This is a genomic window from Polaromonas sp. P4_H1 (genome assembly GCF_056400945.1).
Map to the genome: position 1 here is coordinate 207,089 of NZ_JBFUKG010000011.1, position 18,959 is coordinate 226,047.

Genomic DNA, 18,959 nt, shown 5'->3' on the forward strand with positions numbered 1-18,959 from the left:
TGATTGAGTCCACGTTGCGCGGAGCGCTCACTTGCTTCCTTCGGTGGTGCCGGCTGCGGATGCCGCCGGCTCCAGCCTCAGTCTTTCCTTGAGTTGCGCGGACACCGCCCACTCCCGTTGGCCGGCCACGCCGATCTGGAAGGGGCGTGGCAGTTGCGACAGGTCGAGCCGGAAACTGAATTCGAGCTTGTGCGAGGCATCGAGATCGACATCGGATATTTCGGCAATTTTCCAGCGGGCCACGCGCTGGATGGCCGACAGGGCTTCGGGCAGGGTGTCGTAGTTCTGGTTGAGCGTAGCACGCAAGCCGGCCGAGCTGCTGATCAGGCCCGGGGCCACGTTGACGCGCCAGCGCCGGGTCAGGGGCTGGTAGGCCAGGCGAATGGTGCGGGCGGCGCTGGCCACCCGCGGATCCGTCCAGTACCAACGCTCACGGTAGATGTCGGCCTCGACCACAAAAAACATCGGGATGCCCTTGAGCAGGGCGTCTTCCACCACTGGCGGTATGTCAAACCGGACCAGCGCCGACAGGTGGATGCCGTCATCGGCGCGTTCGACGCGCAGCTGGGAGATCTCGGTGGCCGACGCCACCCCGGCGCCAGCCCCGCAGGCCAGCAGCGCGCACAGGTAAAAACCCAGCAGGAAGCGCACAACGGTGCTAAGGGTTGCGTTTTTCAAGAATGGCGTAATAAAAACCGTCGTGCTCACGCATCAAATTGTCCGGGAAGACTGTCGCTTCGACCCCACTTTGGGGCAGCAAATGCCCTGGCGATGGCATTAATAAAGCATCTGTGTGGTGTGCAACAAACGTTTGTATCTGGTTGTCGCCTTCCGCCCGGAAAACCGAGCAGGTGCAATACAACAGCCGTCCACCCGGCTTGAGCAGCGGCCACAGCGCCTGGAGCAAATGCGCCTGGATGCCGGCCAGTTGGGCAATGTCGGTCGGCCGGCGCAGCCAGCGCACGTCGGGATGACGCCGCACAATGCCCGAGGCGGTACAGGGCGCGTCGAGCAGGATGCCGTCGTAAAGCTGGCCGTCCCACCAGTCCTGCGGGCGACCTGCATCGGCCACCTCGATGTGCGCCTGCAAACCCAGGCGCCCCAGGTTTTGGGCGATGCGCGTGCAACGGCGGGCGTCGATGTCGAGCGCGGTCACGTCGCAGTCGGCCAGCTCCAGCAGGTGGGCGGTTTTACCGCCGGGCGCGGCGCAGGCGTCCAGGATCCTCGGGCGCGCGCCCTGCCCGTCGCCGGTGTTCAGCCCCTCGAGCAACAGCGGCGCGGCGAGCTGCGCAGCGGCATCCTGCACCGAAAAATGCCCCTCGGCAAAACCCGGCAGCGACGGCACAGGCTGGGCGCTGGCCAGAATTACCCCCTGTTTCCCCACCGGGGTCGCTGCAATATTCATAGCAGACAATGCCAGCAAATACTGGGCTTGCGTCGTCTTTTGTTCATTAACCCGCAGGATCAGCGGTGCCCGGGAGTTGTTGGCCTGCAGGATGGCCTGCCATTGGCCGGGGTGGTCCTTGCGCACCCGGTCTATCCACCACTGCGGGTGGTTCCAGACGGCCTGGGGACTTTTTTCGCTGCGCGCCACCAGGTCGTCCCGCTCGCGCAGGAAGCGTCGCAGGCAGCCGTTGATGAAACTGGCCTGGTGCTGCGTGGCGTCGCCGCGCTTGGCGGCCTCAACAGCCTGGTCGACCAGGGTGTGCGCGGTGTAGGGCGCATCGTGCTCCGTCCAGATCAAGGCCAGGGCCACGCACAGCAAGGCGTCGGCTTCGGGTGGCGGTGGGCGTTTGGCCAGTTGCTGGCGCAGGGCCTCGGCGCGGCCCAACCAGCGCAGCGTATGAAAGCCCAGCGACTGAACGCCGGGCCGCAGCGCGGCGTCGACGTCCTCGAGCGCGGCCGTCATGGACTGGCCATCACGCACGGCCATCAAAAGGGAAGCAGCCCCCTGAAGCTGGCGCCACAGGGGAATTTGGGTCGGGTTGTCTTGCATCGGGGTATTAGACCAGCCCCCACGGTTGCTCACTGCGTGTAGCGCCCTGCCCCCCGAGGGGGCCGCCCGCCTGTGGCCCGGCAAAGCCGGTTCCACGGCTCATGCTGGGTTTAAGAGTTCAGGGGACACTACCAGCGGGGGCCGCGGGACTGGCTCTGCCAGACCGCTGGCGCCGCAACCTTGAGGAGGGAACAGGCTACACGCAGTGAGCCTGGACGGGGGTGCCTTATATACACGCCTGCGGTCCGGCAAAGCCAGTCCCGTGGCCCCTGCTTGCAATTCGGAGTGGCCAGTGGGGTGGCCCGCCCGGGGCCAATCTCAGGCCAAGGTATCAGCCCAGATGTTGCTCGCCCAATTCAATGCGTAAACGCCTTCAAGTTCGGTGGGTGCCGTGCTAACACCGCCGGAGCCGGCCACGATTTTGAAGGTTTTTTCGGCGGCCACATACTCGTGCACGCTGGCCACGTGGATCACATTCTTGTTGTCGACGAAGCTGTAGCAGGTATTCGTGAGCATGGGCGCGGGGTTCACGTCCCAGCCGGAGAGCTGCGCCACGATCGCGGCGGCGGCCACCTTGCCATGGTTGTTGGCCATGTGGCCGCTCTTGGGCATGGCGGGCGCCACCTGGATGGCGTCGCCCAGCACATGCACATCTTTGGCGGCGGTCGACTCAAAGCTCAGGTAATTGACGCCGCACCAGCGGTTGTTGGCCTGGTTGTTGAGGCCCGCCAGCACGGCAATCGCGCCTGCACGCATGGGCGGCAGCACGTTCAGCACGTTGGCCTTGACGTCGTCCTGCAGATCAAACCTGATGAGGCCCGCTTTCGCATCGACCGCAGTGACCTTGTGCTGGCTGCGGTACTCGACCATGCCCTTGTACTGCTCGGCCCAGACCTTCTTGAACAGGGGGCCTTTGGAGGTGACATCAGGGTTGGCGTCCAGGATCAACACCTTGCTGCGCGGCTTGGCGGCCTTGAAATAGCCGGCAATGACCGACGCGCGCTCATAAGGGCCGGGCGGGCAGCGGTAGGGCGCTTCGGGAATGGTGATGGCATACACGCCGCCGTCGGGCATGGCTTCGAGTTGCTGGCGCAGCGCCATGGTTTCGGCGCCAGCCTTCCAGGCCTGAAGAATCTGGCCGGAGGCGTTGGCTTCCCTCAGGCCCTCCACGCTGCCCAGCAACAGCTCCACACCGGGCGAGACGACCAGCTTGTCGTAGGCGATGGTGGCGCCGCTCCCAAGCGTGACGGTTTTGCGGGCGGTATCGATGGCGCTGGCGTAGTCCCTGACGACGGTGATGCCGTGGTTTCTGGACAGGCCCGTGTAGGGCGTCGTGAGGTCGCCGAGCTGCTTGCCGCCGCTGAGCACCAGGTTGGAGATGGGGCAGGAGATGAAGACGTCCTGCGGCTCGATCAGCACCACATCAATCTTGTTGGCCGACAGCAGACGCACATACTTGGCGGCCGTGGCCCCGCCGTAGCCGCCGCCAATCACCACCACCCGGGCTTTGGAAGGAGTGCCGGAGGTGCTGGCGCAGCCGGCCAGGCCCAGCAGCCCCACTGCGGCCGTTGATTGCAGGAAGGAACGGCGTTTGAAATGAGAGGTATTCATGATGTTCGGTCCTGGCTGGCTTATTTCTTCCGGGCGGCGAAGTAGGCCGCCAGCGACTCGATCTGCGCATCGCTAAAGCCTTTGCTGATCTGGTGCATCACGGTGGCCGGGCGGGTGCCCGCCTTGAAGGCCTTCAGCTGGGTGCTGATGTAATTCTTGTCGAGCCCTGCCAGCGACGTCACGCTGGAGCCTTCGACCACCTTGCCGTTGGTGCCGTGGCAGTTGGCACAGGTCGCGGCCAGGCTCGCGGCGTACAGCGCCTCCTGGGGACCGGCAGCCTGCGCCCACGCGCTTCCCGGCAGGCAGAACGCAAGGCACAGCAGAGACATCGTGAGGCTTGTGGCGGTTTTATTTTTCATGGCTTCTCCTGACGTTGCGACCAGCTGACAATTTAACGCGGCGCCCGGTGCACCCTATAGGGAGTATCCAGTACTTCGAGAACTTCCAAAGTCAAACGGCGTGCATGCTGCGGCATTCGAATCATGCGCCAGATTCGCGCGCCCCCATCATCGCTGGCGCTTTGGCCAAATTTAAAAAATGGCGTCCGGCCGCGTGGCCACATCATCGTCACGCTGCAGCGGCAGTGCGGCCATGGGCCGGCCATAGATGCGGCGAATGCGCTCGGACAAGGGCGGGTGGCTGGCAAACCAGCGGGCATGCGGGTTCGCGTTGACCAGGAGCATGTGCTGTACCGCCGGGTGCAGGCTGCGCCGCATGCCCAGGCCCTGCGCCTCCTCGCCCGCCACCTTGCGCAGCACGCCGCCCAGGCCGTCCTTGCTGCGTGTGAACTGCACAGCCCGGGCGTCCGCCAAATACTCGCGCTGGCGCGAGACCGCGGCCTTCAGCATTCGGCCCGCCAGCCAGCCCAGCGAACCGGTGACCATGATCGCGAAGCCCGGCAAGGCCATGAAAGAACGGCGACCGTCGTCATCGGACGCGCACATGCTGCGGCCCAGATTGAAAATCATCTCCAGCCCGAACACCATGCCACCCAGCCGCATGTTCAGGCGGGTATCGCCCTCGCGCAGGTGGCTGAATTCGTGGGCCACCAGGCCCTGCAGCTCGTCACGCGTCAACTTGTCGAGGGCGCCGCGCGTGACGGCCACGACCGCGTCGTCCTCGTCCCAGCCGCAGGCAAAGGCGTTGATGCCCTCTTCCCGGTCCAGCACCATGGGCGCCGGCGGCTTCATGCTGGCGGCGATGGCCAGTTCGCTGACGATATTGCACAGCTTCTGTTCAGCCGCGCGGCTGGACGGCCAGGCCTCGCGCGCACCGGCACGGCGTGCCAGCTTTTCACCGCCGCCCTGCAAGGCCGAGGTCTCCAGCCACCAGCCGCCCAGCACGAACAGCAGGGTCATGCCGGTGTTGACCGCAAAGAAATAGGCGGGGTAGCCGCCAAGTCCCAGAGTCGCCATGCGCCAGCTCAGGGCCAGCGCGGCATTGACAGCCAGCACCAGCGCCAGCACCGTCAGGCCAAAGAGCAGCAGCAACCGGACGGTCTGCGCGCGGGCGGCTTCCTGCCGCTCAAAGAAACGCATGCTGGAGACCGATGAAATTTTCTGTCCTGCTCAAAGCGTCAAAGCAGCAATTTTCCGACGGGCCGCCCCAGGCAAGTTGCGAAGCGTCCCGCAAGCCCCGGCCTGCCCAAAAGGCAATGCGAAGCGAGCCGACCGAAGGCCAGTCCGAGCCGCGGAACCGGCTTTGCCGGGCCGCAGGCGGGGTGACCCCCTCGGGGGGCAGCGCAGTACGCGAAGCGACAAGCGTGGGGGCCATGACTACATCTGGATGCGCACGGCCTGGCGCTCGGCCGCGCTCTCCGTGGCGCGCAGCATGGCCGAAGGCGCAAAACCAAACACGCGGGCAATCAGCACGGCCGGGAATTGCCCCTGCGCGTTGTTGTAGTCCAGCACCGCATCGTTATAGGCCTGCCGCGCAAAGCCGACCTTGTTCTCGGTACTGGTGAGTTCTTCACTCAGGTCGCGGATGGTCTGGTCGGCCTTCAATTCAGGATAAGCCTCGGCCACCGCGAACAGCTGCCCGAGGCTGCTGTCCAGGGCCTGCTCGGCGGCGGCCAGCGTGGTCACGGCGGCGGCATTGGCCGGGCGGCTTCGCACCGCATCGCTGGCGGTACGCGCCTGGTTGCGCGCGGCCATTACCGCCTCCAGCGTACTCTGCTCGTGCTGCAGGTATTTCTTGGCGGCCTCCACCAGATTGGGAATCAGGTCATAGCGCCGCTTGAGCTGCACATCGATCTGGCCGAAGGCGTTGGCGATGAGGTTTTTCAGGCGCACCAGGCGGTTGTAGGCGCCCACCGCCCAGCACACCAGCAGGGCGAGCACGGCGATCGAAACCAGGTTACTGAGGGACATGGATCTTCCTTGAAGCAGAGTGACAGGCAGGCAAACCCGGAGGCCACGCCAACGCGTGCCGCGAGGTTAACTGCTTTTCGGCCGGATCGACAAGGCATCCCCCGTCGACACGACTTTCCGTATTATTTTTATAGGCAATCATCCACGCAGCATATCGGCAAAAGCCCTTTTCGCGCGGGTTTGTGACAGGGCCGTTCGCCACCCTGATTCCGCATCTTCAGGGAAAGCGGCGCAGGCCGAAGCGGCCAAAAAAAAAGCCTCCCACCCCTTGCGAGGTGGGAGGCTTGACGCCCGTCAGGGCATCAGGTGCTGTACAGCTTACTCGGTCGCAGCACTGTCGCCGCCGGCATCGGCAGGTGCCGTGGCCGTCACTGCTTCGAGCTCGGCCGCTTCCGCCTCGGCGATGGCACGGCGCTCGGCGTCGTCCATCAGGTCCTTGGCTTTGCGTGCCTCGTGGTAGGCCATGCCGGTACCCGCAGGAATCAGGCGGCCGACGATCACGTTTTCTTTCAGGCCGCGCAACTCGTCGCGCTTGCCCATGATGGCAGCCTCGGTGAGCACGCGGGTGGTTTCCTGGAAGGAAGCCGCGGAAATGAACGAATCGGTCGACAGCGAGGCCTTGGTGATACCGAGCAGCAGGTTGCTGAAGGTTGCAGGGATCTTGCCCTCGGCGCGCAAGGCGTCGTTGGCATCCAGCATGGCCGAGCGTTCAACCTGCTCACCGGAGATGTAGCTGGAGTCGCCCACATTTTCCACGACCACACGGCGCAGCATCTGACGAACAATCACTTCAATGTGCTTGTCGTTGATCTTCACGCCCTGCAAGCGGTAAACGTCCTGCACTTCATCGACGATGTAGCGGGCCAGCTCTTCCATGCCCAGCAAACGCAGGATGTCTTGCGGGTCGGCCGGGCCGTCGACAATCGACTCACCCTTGTTCACCACCTGGCCTTCGTGCACGAGAATGTTCTTCTCCTTGGGCACGAGGTCTTCCCAGACTTTGCCGTCCGGATCGGTGATCTGCAGGCGAACCTTGCCCTTGGTCTCTTTACCAAACGACACGGTACCGGTCATCTCGGCCAGCGTACCCTTGTCTTTCGGCGTACGGGCTTCGAACAGCTCGGCCACGCGCGGCAGACCGCCGGTAATGTCGCGGGTCTTCTGGCCTTCGATCGGGATACGGGCCAGCACTTCGCCGGGGCCCACGTCCTGGCCGTCGCGCACCTGAACCAGCGCACCGACCTGGAAGCCGATCGTCACCGAGTGGTCGGTGCCGGGGATCTTGACTTCATTGCCCGTGGCATCAATCAGCTTGACCTGCGGGCGGATCACCTTGGTCGCGCCGCGGCGCTTCGGATCGATCACCACCAGGGTCGACAGACCCGTCACATCGTCAACCTGCTTGGCCACCGTGACGCCTTCTTCCACATTCTCGAACAGCACCTTGCCGGCGAATTCGGTAATGATGGGGCGCGTCAGCGGATCCCAGTTGGCCAGGATGGCGCCAGCCTTGATGGTCTGGTCGGCCTTGACCGTCAGCGTGGCACCGTATGGCACCTTGTGACGCTCACGCTCGCGGCCATGCTCGTCATGAATGACGATCTCGCCGGAACGGGCAATCACCACCAGTTCACCCTTGCCGTTGGTCACATAACGCATCGGGGCATTGAAACCGATCACGCCGTTGGACTTGGCTTCGACGCTGGAGGCAATCGCCGCACGCGACGCAGCGCCACCGATGTGGAAGGTCCGCATCGTCAGCTGCGTGCCGGGCTCACCAATCGACTGGGCGGCGATGATACCGACCGCCTCACCGATGTTGATCAGGCCACCGCGGCCCAGATCGCGGCCGTAGCACTTGGCGCACAGGCCGAAGCGGGTTTCGCAGGTCAGGGCCGTGCGTACTTTCACTTCGTCGACGCCAGCCGCTTCGAGTTCGTCGATCAGGTCTTCGTCCAGCATGGCACCGGCTTTAGCCAGGACCGAGCGGTTCTCGGGGTGCAGCACATCTTCCACCGCGGTGCGGCCGAGAATACGCTCGCGCAGCGATTCGATCACCTCACCACCCTCGACGATGGCGCGCATCAGCGAGCCCTCTTGCGTGCCGCAGTCATCTTCGGTCACCACCAGATCCTGCACCACGTCGCACAGGCGGCGCGTCAGGTAACCGGAGTTGGCCGTTTTCAGCGCGGTGTCAGCCAGACCCTTACGGGCACCGTGGGTGGAGATGAAGTACTCCAGCACGTTCAGGCCTTCGCGGAAGTTCGCGGTAATCGGCGTCTCGATGATGGAGCCGTCAGGCTTGGCCATCAGACCCCGCATACCGGCCACCTGGCGAATCTGCGCGGCAGAACCGCGGGCGCCGGAGTCGGCCATCATGTAGATGGAGTTGAAGGATTCCTGCTCGACTTCCTTGCCATTGCGGTCGATGACTTTTTCTTTCGAGAGCTGGGCCATCATGACCTTGGAGACTTCGTCGCCGGATTTGCCCCAGATGTCGACCACCTTGTTGTAGCGCTCGCCGGACGTCACCAGACCCGAGACATACTGCTGCTCGATCTCTTTGACTTCCTTCTGGGCACGCGAAATGATGTCGTGCTTTTCCTTGGGCACCAGCATGTCGTCGATACAGATGGAAATGCCGGCCTTGGTAGCCAGGCGGAAGCCCGACTGCAGCAGCTTGTCGGCAAACACCACCGTCTCTTTCAGGCCGCACTTGCGGAAAGACACGTTGATCAGCTTGGAGATTTCCTTTTTCTTCAACGCCTTGTTGATGTTGGAGAAAGGCAGGCCCTTGGGCAGGATTTCAGACAGCAGCGCACGGCCGCCGGTGGTTTCCCACAGCTTGGTCGACGGGATGAACTCGCCGGTTTCCTTGTTCTTGGTCCATTCGGTCAGGCGCACACTGATGCGGGCGTTCAGGTCGAGCTCGCCCGCGTCAAACGCGCGGCGGACTTCGCCGGTGTCCGAGAACACCAGGCCTTCGCCCTTGCCGTTGGTACGGTCACGCGTCGTGTAGTACAGGCCCAGCACCACGTCCTGCGACGGAACGATGGAAGGCTCGCCGTTGGCAGGGAACAGGATGTTGTTCGAGGCCAGCATCAGCGTGCGGGCTTCCATCTGCGCTTCCACCGACAGCGGCACGTGAACGGCCATCTGGTCACCGTCGAAGTCGGCGTTGAAAGCCGAGCAGACGAGCGGGTGCAGCTGGATGGCCTTGCCTTCGATCAGGATGGGTTCAAAGGCCTGGATACCGAGACGGTGCAGCGTAGGCGCACGGTTCAGCATCACGGGGTGCTCCTTGATGACCTCTTCCAGGATGTCCCACACCACCGGCGTGCCGGATTCGACTTCCTTCTTGGCCGCCTTGATGGTGGTCGCGATGCCCATGGCTTCGAGGCGCGAGAAGATGAAAGGCTTGAACAGCTCGAGTGCCATCAGCTTGGGCAAGCCGCACTGGTGCAGCTTGAGCGTCGGGCCCACGGTGATCACGGAACGGCCGGAGTAGTCGACGCGCTTGCCCAGCAAGTTCTGGCGGAAACGGCCCGACTTGCCCTTGATCATGTCGGCCAGCGACTTCAGCGCGCGCTTGTTGGCGCCCGTCATGGCCTTGCCACGGCGGCCGTTGTCCAGCAGCGAGTCGACCGCTTCCTGCAGCATGCGCTTTTCATTGCGGGCAATGATCTCGGGAGCCTTGAGCTCCAGCAGACGGCGCAGACGGCTGTTGCGGTTGATGACGCGGCGGTACAGGTCGTTCAGGTCGGAGGTCGCAAAGCGGCCGCCGTCCAGCGGCACCAGCGGACGCAGGTCTGGCGGCAGCACAGGCAGCACGTCCAGCACCATCCACTCGGGCTTGATGCCGGACTTCTTGAACGCTTCCATCAATTTCAAACGCTTGGCGTTTTTCTTGATCTTGATTTCGGAACCGGTCAGGTCGTTGCGCAGCTTGTCGATCTCGATGTCGAGATCCAGGCCTTCGAGCAGGTCCTTGATGCCTTCGGCGCCCATCTTGGCGACGTATTCATCACCGTATTCCTTGCGCTTGGCGTCGTAGTCGTCTTCCGACATGATGCTGAATTTCTTCAGCGGGGTCATGCCGGGGTCGGTCACCACGTAGGCTTCAAAATACAGCACGCGTTCGATGTCGCGCAGCGTCATGTCGAGCACCAGGCCCAGACGCGACGGCAGCGACTTCAGGAACCAGATGTGCGCGCAGGGAGCGGCCAGGTCGATGTGCCCCATGCGTTCGCGGCGAACCTTGGTCTGCGTGACTTCAACGCCGCACTTCTCGCAGATGACACCGCGGTGCTTCAGGCGCTTGTACTTGCCGCACAGGCATTCGTAGTCCTTGATCGGGCCAAAGATCTTGGCGCAAAAAAGACCGTCGCGCTCTGGCTTGAAGGTGCGGTAGTTGATGGTTTCAGGCTTCTTGACTTCGCCGAAAGACCACGAACGGATCTTCTCGGGCGAGGCCATGCCGATCTTGATGGCATCGAAATGCTCATCCGGCGTGAATTGCTTGAACAGGTCGAGTAATGATTTCATGAGTTAAATCCTTTTCTTTCCTGTAATTAGCTGCGTTCCAGCTCAATATCGATACCGAGCGAACGAATCTCCTTGACCAGCACGTTGAACGACTCGGGCATGCCTGCCGTGATCGCGTGCTCGCCCTTGACGATGCTCTCGTACACCTTGGTACGGCCCTGCACGTCGTCGGACTTGACGGTGAGCATTTCCTGCAGCGTGTAGGAAGCGCCATAGGCTTCCAGCGCCCAGACCTCCATCTCGCCGAAACGCTGGCCACCAAACTGCGCCTTGCCGCCCAGCGGCTGCTGGGTAACCAGGGAGTACGGTCCGGTTGAACGTGCGTGCATCTTGTCGTCCACCAGGTGGTGAAGTTTCAGCACGTGCATGTAACCGACCGTCGTCGTGCGCTCGAACTGGTCGCCCGTGCGTCCGTCATACAGCTGAGCCTGGGTACGCGTCGCCGTCAGGCCCTTGGCCTTGGCGATGTCGTCCGGATAGGCCAGCTTCAGCATGGTCATGATGTCCTCTTCCGAGGCACCATCAAACACCGGCGTTGCAAAGGGAACACCCGTTGCCAGGTTGCTGGCCATCTCGAGCACATCGGTATCCGACAGATTGGCCAGGTCCTCGACGCGGCCCGACTTGTTGTACAGGGTGTCCATGAACTTGCGCAGCTCGGCCACCTTGGCTTCGGCTTGCAGCATGTCGCCAATGCGCTGGCCCAGGCCCTTGGCGGCCCAGCCCAGATGCACCTCGAGCACCTGACCGACGTTCATGCGCGAAGGCACGCCCAGCGGGTTCAGCACGATGTCGCACGGCGTGCCGTCGGCCATGTAGGGCATGTCTTCGACCGGAACGATCTTGGACACCACGCCCTTGTTGCCGTGGCGGCCGGCCATCTTGTCGCCGGGTTGCAGGCGGCGCTTGACGGCCAGGTAGACCTTGACCATCTTGAGCACGCCGGCCGGCAGTTCGTCGCCCTGCGTGAGCTTCTTGCGCTTCTCTTCGAAAGCCAGGTCGAAGCTGTGGCGCGTCTGCTCCATGGCGTTCTTGATGCTTTCCAGCTGCGAAGCCACTTCGTCATCCGCCGGGCGGATGTCGAACCAGTGGTACTTCTCGACGTCGGCCAGGTAGGCCTTGTCGATCTTGGTGCCTTTGGCCAGCTTTTTCGGACCGCCGTTGGCAACCTTGCCGTTGAGGAGCTTTTCGATGCGGTCAAATGCATCGGCTTCCACAATGCGCAGCTGGTCGTTCAGGTCCAGACGGAAACGCTTGAGCTCGTCGTCAATGATCTGCTGGGCACGCTTGTCGCGCACAATGCCTTCGCGGGTGAAGACCTGCACGTCGATCACGGTACCCTGCGAGCCCTGGCTCACGCGCAGCGAGGTGTCTTTCACGTCGCTGGCTTTTTCGCCGAAGATGGCGCGCAGCAGTTTTTCTTCCGGCGTCAGCGTGGTCTCGCCTTTTGGCGTGACCTTGCCGACCAGCGTGTCGCCCGGCTGGACTTCAGCGCCGACATAAATAATGCCGGATTCGTCGAGGCGGTTGAGCTGCTGCTCGGACAGGTTCGGGATGTCGCGGGTGATCTCTTCAGAGCCCAGCTTGGTGTCACGCGCCATCACCACGAGTTCTTCGATGTGAATCGAGGTGTAGCGGTCTTCGGCCACCACGCGCTCGGAAATCAGGATCGAATCCTCGAAGTTGTAGCCGTTCCAGGGCATGAACGCCACCAGCATGTTCTGGCCCAGGGCCAGTTCGCCGATGTCCGTCGAGGCACCGTCGGCGATCACGTCGCCCTTGGCCAGCTTGTCGCCGATCTTGACGATCGGGCGCTGATGGATGTTGGTGTTCTGGTTGGAACGCTGGTACTTGATCAGGTTGTAGATGTCCACACCGACTTCGCCAGCGAGGGCTTCCGCATCATTGACACGCACCACGATGCGGGTGGCATCGACGTAATCGACCACACCGCCGCGGTTGGCCGTCACCACGGTGCCGGAGTCCACTGCAGACACGCGCTCGATGCCGGTGCCGACAAAGGCCTTCTCAGGGCGCAGCACAGGCACGGCCTGACGCTGCATGTTGGCGCCCATCAGCGCGCGGTTGGCGTCATCGTGCTCCAGGAAGGGCACGAGCGAGGCAGCCACCGAGACGATCTGCGCGGGCGACACGTCCATGTACTGGATGCGCTCTGCGCCGACCAGCACGGATTCGCCGTTCTCGCGGGCCGACACCAGGTCGCCGGTCAGTGTGCCGGACTCATCGAGCAGGGCATTGGCCTGGGCAATCACGTACTTGCCTTCTTCAATGGCCGACAGGTAGTCGATCTGGTCGGTGATCTTGCTGTCCACCACACGGCGATACGGTGTTTCGATGAAACCGTACTCGTTGAGGCGGGCATACAGAGCCAGCGAGTTGATCAGGCCGATGTTCGGACCTTCAGGCGTCTCAATCGGGCAGACGCGGCCGTAGTGGGTCACGTGCACGTCGCGCACTTCGAAGCCGGCACGCTCGCGCGTCAAGCCACCGGGGCCAAGGGCCGAAACACGGCGCTTGTGGGTGATCTCGGACAGCGGGTTGGTCTGGTCCATGAACTGCGACAGCTGGGACGCACCGAAGAATTCCTTCAGCGCGGCGGAAATCGGCTTGCTGTTGATCAGGTCATGCGGCATCAGCGGCTCTTGCTCCGCCTGGCCCAGACGCTCTTTCACGGCTTTTTCGATACGTGCCAGGCCGGTGCGGTACTGGTTTTCCGCGAGTTCGCCGACACAGCGCACACGGCGATTGCCGAGGTGGTCAATGTCATCGACTTCGCCGTTGCCGTTGCGCAGGTCCACCAGGATCTTGACGACTGCGAGGATGTCCTCGTTGGTCATGACCATGGGGCCGGTGGAGTCGTCACGGCCCACGCGGGCGTTGAACTTCATGCGGCCGACCTTGGACAGGTCGTAGGTGTCCGGGTTGTAGAACAGGCGCTGGAACAGGGCCTGCACGGCGTCTTCCGTCGGCGGCTCGCCGGGACGCATCATGCGGTAGATCGCCACGCGGGCCGCAAACTCGTCAGCCGTTTCATCGGCGCGCAGGGTTTGCGAAATGTAGGCGCCCTGGTCGAGTTCGTTGGTGTACAGCACCTGCAGGTCCTGCACGCCGGCCAGGCGCAGCTTTTTCAGCAGCGCTTCGGTCAGCTCGTCGTTGGCCTTGGCGATGATCTCGCCGGTTTCAGCGTCGACGATGTTCTTGGCGACCACACGGCCCACCAGGAAGTCTTCAGGTACGCTGATGGTGGTGGTGCCGCTTTGCTCCAGCTCGCGGGTGTGGCGAACCGTGATGCGCTTGTCTTTGGCGACAACGACCTTGCCGCTCTTGTCGGTGATGTCGAAACGGGCCACTTCGCCGCGCATGCGCTCGGCGACAAACTCCATCTGCGCGCCGCTGTCCATCAGGCGGAAGTTGTCGAACACGAAGAAGTTCGCGAGGATGGACTCCGGGTTCAGGCCGATGGCCTTGAGCAGGATAGTGACCGGCATCTTGCGGCGGCGGTCGACACGGAAATACAGCACGTCCTTCGGGTCGAACTCGAAGTCGAGCCAGGAGCCGCGGTAAGGAATGATGCGGGCCGAAAACAGCAGCTTGCCCGAGCTGTGGGTCTTGCCCTTGTCGTGCTCGAAGAACACGCCGGGGGAACGGTGCAGCTGGGACACGATCACGCGCTCGGTTCCGTTGATGACGAAAGAGCCCTTGTCGGTCATGAGCGGCACTTCGCCCATGTAGACCTCCTGCTCCTTGACTTCCTTGACGACCTTGGACTGCGATGTGGATGACTCGCGGTCATAGATGATCAGCTGGACTTTGGCGCGGACGGCCGAGGCAAAGGTCAATCCACGGGTCTGGCATTCGCGCACGTCGAAGGCGGGCTTGGCCAGGTTGTACTCGATGAACTTCATCTCGACAAAACCGTTGTGCGAGACGATGGGGAATGCGTTTTCAAACGCTGCCTGCAGACCTTCTACGGTGCGCTTCTGGGGCGCACGATCGGCTTGCAGGAACGCTGTGTACGCGTCTTTCTGCATTTGCAGCAAATAGGGAACAGTCAACACGCTCTCGCGGTTGCCGAAGCTTTTGCGGATGCGTTTGCGTTCGGTATAGGAATAGGCCATGAGTTCTCCGCTTTGATGGGCTCTGGCGACTCTCGTGCCCGAATACACCACGTATTCAGGCAGGCTTGGTGGTTGGCCACTACCAACCATGGCGGACGGTGACGCATTGCACGTCACCCGGACCAAGGCGTTTTCTGCAGTCGGGGTTCAGAAAACACTGGAAAAAGGACTGATCTCAATCATTTTTCCAGTGCCTCTACGGTCGCACCAAAAAAGGCTTCAGCCTGTTTCAGTGCACCGGGAGCACCGCAAAAACAGCTTTTTTGCTGGCCTTGCGGCGTACTCCTGGAAACACGAAAGGCTGGAAGCCCAATGCGGTCTTCCAGCCTTTGCAAACACAAGCAATTACTTGAGTTCGACTTTCGCGCCAGCGTCTTCGAGCTTTTTCTTGGCGGCGTCTGCGTCGGCCTTGGGTGCGGCTTCCTTGACGTTCTTCGGAGCGCCGTCCACCAGGTCCTTGGCTTCTTTCAGGCCCAGACCGGTGATTTCGCGAACCGCTTTAATCACGGACACCTTGTTGGCGCCAGCTTCGAGCAGCACGACGTTGAACTCGGTCTTCTCTTCAGCAGCAGCAGCGGCACCGCCACCACCAGCAGCAGCGGGAGCGGCCATGGCGGCAGCGCTCACACCAAATTTCTCTTCGATGGCTTTCACCAGGTCGTTGAGTTCGAGGACCGTCATGCTATCCAGCGCGGTCAAAAATGCGTCTTTATCGAATGCCATTTTGATTTCCTAAAAAAGTTGGGTACAAATTACGCTGCTACAGCTTCTGCTGGCGCTGGGGTTTCGGCTTCGCCGCCACCCTTTTTCGCCGCCAGCGCGCCCAGCACAACGGCCGTACGCGAGATGGGCGACATCAGCAAGCCACACAACTGGGCCAGCAACACTTCCTTGGAAGGAATGTTGGCCAGTTGCTTCACGCCGTTCACGTCCAGGGATTTGCCAGCAAATGCACCACCGCGAATCACCAGCTTGTCGTTGGTTTTCGCGAAGTCAGCCACTACTTTCGCAGCAGCTACAGCATCTGTGGAAAAGCCGTAGATCAGCGGTCCGGTCATCTGGTCGGACACGACTTCAAATGCGCTACCTGCCACGGCACGGCGAGCCAGGGTGTTCTTCAGAACACTCAGGTTCACGCCTTTGTCGCGGGCTTGGCTGCGCAGCTTGGTCATGTCAGCGACCGTGATGCCACGGTATTCCGCCATCACGAGCGTTTGAGCTTTAGCGGCGAGGCCAGTCACTTCATCAATGACGGCTTGTTTCTCACTGCGGTTGAGACTCAAGGTCTACTCCTTAAAAATGTGCTTCCGGGTTTCCAGCTTGCGCTGTCGGCCGTTCAGCACGCTCATATTCAGCGACCAACTGTTTCAGATTCTTTTCAAACCATCTGCAGCGGGACCGCCATCTGCGTTGGCTGTCTTTCGATTAAGTGCCGGCCTTACAGCTGACACACCAACGGTCTTGGATGACCTGCCGGAGTCCGAAGACGCCAGCAGCCCACCACATTGAACCGCCCTTGCGGGCCGCTCAAATTTTTGCGATTACGCCGCGATGGTTTGCGTGTCGACGCGAACGCCCACACCCATCGTTGACGAAACCGCGACTTTCTTCAAATACACGCCTTTGCTCGAAGCAGGCTTGGCCTTCTGCAGCGCATCGATCAATGCAGCCAGGTTGCCTTGCAGCTTGGCGGTATCAAATGAACGGCGGCCAATGGTGCCGTGCACGATACCGGCCTTGTCGACACGAAACTGGACCTGGCCGGCTTTCGCGTTTTTCACGGCGGTCGCCACATCCGGCGTCACGGTGCCAACCTTGGGGTTGGGCATCAGGCCGCGCGGGCCCAGGATCTGGCCCAGCGTACCCACGATGCGCATCGCGTCGGGGGAGGCAATCACCACGTCGAAATCCATCTTGCCGGCCTTGATTTCGGCAGCCAGATCATCCATGCCGACGATGTCGGCGCCGGCGGCCTTGGCTTCTTCAGCCTTGGCGCCTTGGGCGAACACGGCAACGCGCTTGGTTTTGCCGGTGCCATTGGGCAGCACGACAGCGCCGCGAACGACCTGGTCGGATTTCTTGGCATCAATGCCGAGCTGCACAGCCACGTCGATGGACTCATCGAACTTGGCGACGGCGAACTCTTTCACGAGACCAATGGCGTCGGACAGGGCGTACAGCTTGTTGCTGTCAATCTTGTCGCCGATGGTTTTCTGGCGTTTGGTCAGCTTGCTCATACAACACCCTCCACCGTCACACCCATGGAGCGGGCGGAACCGGCAATAGTACGGACGGCGGCGTCGAGATCGGCGGCCGTCATGTCTTTCATCTTGGTCTTGGCAATTTCTTCCAGCTGGGCGCGGGTGATCTTGCCAACTTTCGCGGTGTGCGGTGTGGCAGAGCCCTTGTCGAGCTTGATGGCTTTCTTGATCAACGTGACAGCCGGAGGCGTCTTGATGATGAAGGTGAAGCTCTTGTCTGCATACGCGGTGATCACCACGGGCAATGGCAGGCCCGGCTCAACACCCTGGGTCTGGGCATTGAATGCCTTGCAGAATTCCATGATGTTCAAGCCGCGCTGACCCAGTGCCGGGCCAATCGGGGGGGACGGATTGGCCTTGCCAGCTGGTACTTGCAGCTTGACGAAGCCGACGATTTTTTTCGCCATACTTTTCTCCTTGCGGGTCATAACGCCCGGACACTGTTAAAAACAGGCCCAGGCTCCCCGGGGGTTACACAACTCAATCAAGGTTCCGAAGAACCCTCCGCGCCGAGTTGCAAAGCGCAGGATTTCTAGACGCCGACCGAAAGTTACGTCTTTTCGATCTGGCTGAATTCCAGCTCAACCGGTGTGGCACGACCGAAAATCGTGACCGACACACGCACCTTGTTCTTGTCGTAGTTGACTTCTTCCACCGTGCCATTGAAGTCGGTGAACGGACCATCCTTGACGCGGACATATTCGCCCGTTTCAAACTCAACCTTGTGGCGCGGCTTCTCGGTACCGACCTGCATCTGGCTGACGATCTTCTGGACGTCTTCCTCGGAAATCGGGGCCGGGCGGTTCTTGGCGCCGCCGACAAAACCGGTGACCTTGTTGGTGTGCTTCACCAGGTGCCAGGTTTCGTCATCCATGACCATTTCGACCAGCACATAGCCCGGAAAGAAGCGGCGCTCTGTGGTTTTCTTCTGGCCGTTCTTGATCTCGACCACTTCTTCAGTGGGCACCAGGAAACGGCCGAACTTGGCCTGCATGCCGGCGCGATTGATACGCTCCAGAATGTTGCGCTCGACCGCCTTTTCCATACCGGAATAGGCATGCACGACATACCACTGCATGCCGGGGGTCGGCGTGAGGGACGTACCCGCCGCCACTTCGCTGACTACCGTGCCGTTCATATCGCTCATCATCTTTTCCATCCCAGGATCAGGTCGTAAAACACCCATTCGAGCGTTTTGTCGGTCAACCACAAAAACAACGCCATCACCACCACGAAGCCGAACACGTAGGCCGTCATCTGAATGGCCTCCTTGCGGGCCGGCCAGACGACTTTTTTGACTTCGCGCCAGGAATCACGCCCAAAGGCCACAAACTGCTTGCCGGGCTCAGAGGTCAGAAACACCACTACCGCCGCAACCAGACCCGCGACCAGGGCACCCCACTGGGCGACCTGACCCTGCTTGCTCAACAGGTAAAAGCCCGCCAGCGACGCCAGCACCAGGGCGACGGCCAAGCCCAGCTTGGCTTTGTCGGCGGTGGTGCTGACGGTTTCAACTTGAGAAGAGGCCATGGTTGCCGGATTTCCTGTTCAATCTTCATGCGTCTTTGCAGACGCTTAAGCCCACCGGGAGTTTTTGACTCCTGGCGGGCCTTGTTTGCTATCTTTTCAAACCACCTGCGGCTTCACATCTCTACGCATCAGCCGGGTGGCAGGGGCAGTAGGAATCGAACCTACAACCTTCGGTTTTGGAGACCGACGCTCTGCCAATTGAGCTATACCCCTCCATCAAACCTTCAAAACTCAGGCAATGATCTTGGCCACGACGCCAGCGCCAACGGTCTTGCCGCCTTCGCGGATGGCAAAGCGCAGGCCTTCTTCCATGGCGATCGGGTTGATCAGCTTGACGGTGATCGACACGTTGTCGCCTGGCATGACCATTTCCTTGCCTTCTGGCAACTCGATCGCGCCCGTCACGTCCGTCGTGCGGAAGTAGAACTGGGGGCGGTAGTTGTTGAAGAAGGGCGTGTGGCGGCCGCCTTCGTCCTTGCTCAGCACGTAGATCTCGCCGGTGAAGTGC

Annotated in this window: 15 protein-coding genes and 1 tRNA gene; all 16 read right to left on the bottom strand. The window is 61.7% G+C overall.

The features are described from left to right. Nucleotides 1-27 precede the first annotated feature (27 nt). Nucleotides 28-678, bottom strand: a complete 651-nt coding sequence (locus tag AC1DS5_RS15960; protein WP_477719226.1) for a DUF4390 domain-containing protein — start codon at nt 676-678, stop codon at nt 28-30. Continuing rightward, the gene (rsmB, locus tag AC1DS5_RS15965) at nt 659-1,996 is read right to left on the bottom strand and encodes a 16S rRNA (cytosine(967)-C(5))-methyltransferase RsmB (protein WP_477719227.1); all 1,338 of its coding nucleotides are present in this window, start codon (nt 1,994-1,996) and stop codon (nt 659-661) included. The genes AC1DS5_RS15960 and rsmB overlap by 20 nt, the downstream gene beginning before the upstream one ends. 318 nt (nt 1,997-2,314) lie before the next feature. Further along, on the bottom strand, nt 2,315-3,607 hold the full coding sequence (locus AC1DS5_RS15970) for an NAD(P)/FAD-dependent oxidoreductase (protein WP_477719228.1): 1,293 nt from the start codon (nt 3,605-3,607) through the stop codon (nt 2,315-2,317). A gap of 20 nt (nt 3,608-3,627) precedes the next feature. Beyond that, nucleotides 3,628-3,966: a c-type cytochrome gene (locus AC1DS5_RS15975; protein WP_477719229.1), complete on the bottom strand. Its 339-nt coding sequence runs from the start codon at nt 3,964-3,966 to the stop codon at nt 3,628-3,630. A 171-nt stretch (nt 3,967-4,137) separates the two neighbouring features. Next, a complete protein-coding gene (locus tag AC1DS5_RS15980) occupies nt 4,138-5,145 on the bottom strand; it encodes a M48 family metalloprotease (RefSeq protein WP_477719230.1) in 1,008 nt (335 codons plus the stop codon). 237 nt (nt 5,146-5,382) lie between these two features. Continuing rightward, nucleotides 5,383-5,976 carry a LemA family protein gene (locus tag AC1DS5_RS15985; protein WP_011485316.1) on the bottom strand — a complete coding sequence of 198 codons (594 nt, stop codon included), beginning with the start codon at nt 5,974-5,976 and terminating at the stop codon, nt 5,383-5,385. A gap of 318 nt (nt 5,977-6,294) precedes the next feature. Continuing rightward, nucleotides 6,295-10,521, bottom strand: coding sequence for a DNA-directed RNA polymerase subunit beta' (gene rpoC / locus AC1DS5_RS15990; RefSeq protein ID WP_477719231.1), 4,227 nt, complete (start codon nt 10,519-10,521; stop codon nt 6,295-6,297). 26 nt (nt 10,522-10,547) lie between these two features. Then, nucleotides 10,548-14,660, bottom strand: a complete 4,113-nt coding sequence (rpoB, locus tag AC1DS5_RS15995) for a DNA-directed RNA polymerase subunit beta (protein ID WP_477719232.1) — start codon at nt 14,658-14,660, stop codon at nt 10,548-10,550. 345 nt (nt 14,661-15,005) lie between these two features. Then, entirely contained in the window at nt 15,006-15,383 is a 378-nt protein-coding gene (gene rplL, locus AC1DS5_RS16000; RefSeq protein WP_011485319.1) for a 50S ribosomal protein L7/L12, read from the bottom strand. A 29-nt stretch (nt 15,384-15,412) separates the two neighbouring features. Next, entirely contained in the window at nt 15,413-15,943 is a 531-nt protein-coding gene (gene rplJ / locus AC1DS5_RS16005) for a 50S ribosomal protein L10 (protein ID WP_477719233.1), read from the bottom strand. Nucleotides 15,944-16,201: 258 nt separating this feature from the next. Then, on the bottom strand, nt 16,202-16,897 hold the full coding sequence (rplA, locus tag AC1DS5_RS16010) for a 50S ribosomal protein L1 (RefSeq protein ID WP_011485321.1): 696 nt from the start codon (nt 16,895-16,897) through the stop codon (nt 16,202-16,204). After that, complete coding sequence (gene rplK, locus AC1DS5_RS16015; RefSeq protein ID WP_011485322.1) at nt 16,894-17,328, bottom strand: 50S ribosomal protein L11; 435 nt, start codon at nt 17,326-17,328, stop codon at nt 16,894-16,896. The genes rplA and rplK overlap by 4 nt, the downstream gene beginning before the upstream one ends. Nucleotides 17,329-17,471: 143 nt before the next feature. After that, a complete protein-coding gene (gene nusG, locus AC1DS5_RS16020; protein ID WP_086003130.1) occupies nt 17,472-18,059 on the bottom strand; it encodes a transcription termination/antitermination protein NusG in 588 nt (195 codons plus the stop codon). An 8-nt stretch (nt 18,060-18,067) separates the two neighbouring features. Then, on the bottom strand, nt 18,068-18,451 hold the full coding sequence (gene secE, locus AC1DS5_RS16025) for a preprotein translocase subunit SecE (RefSeq protein WP_011485324.1): 384 nt from the start codon (nt 18,449-18,451) through the stop codon (nt 18,068-18,070). A gap of 137 nt (nt 18,452-18,588) precedes the next feature. Continuing rightward, nucleotides 18,589-18,664: transfer RNA gene (locus AC1DS5_RS16030), tRNA-Trp, on the bottom strand. Between the two features lie 18 nt (nt 18,665-18,682). Beyond that, on the bottom strand, nt 18,683-18,959 hold a 277-nt coding region (locus AC1DS5_RS16035; RefSeq protein ID WP_477651471.1), incomplete at its 5' end, for an EF-Tu C-terminal domain-related protein.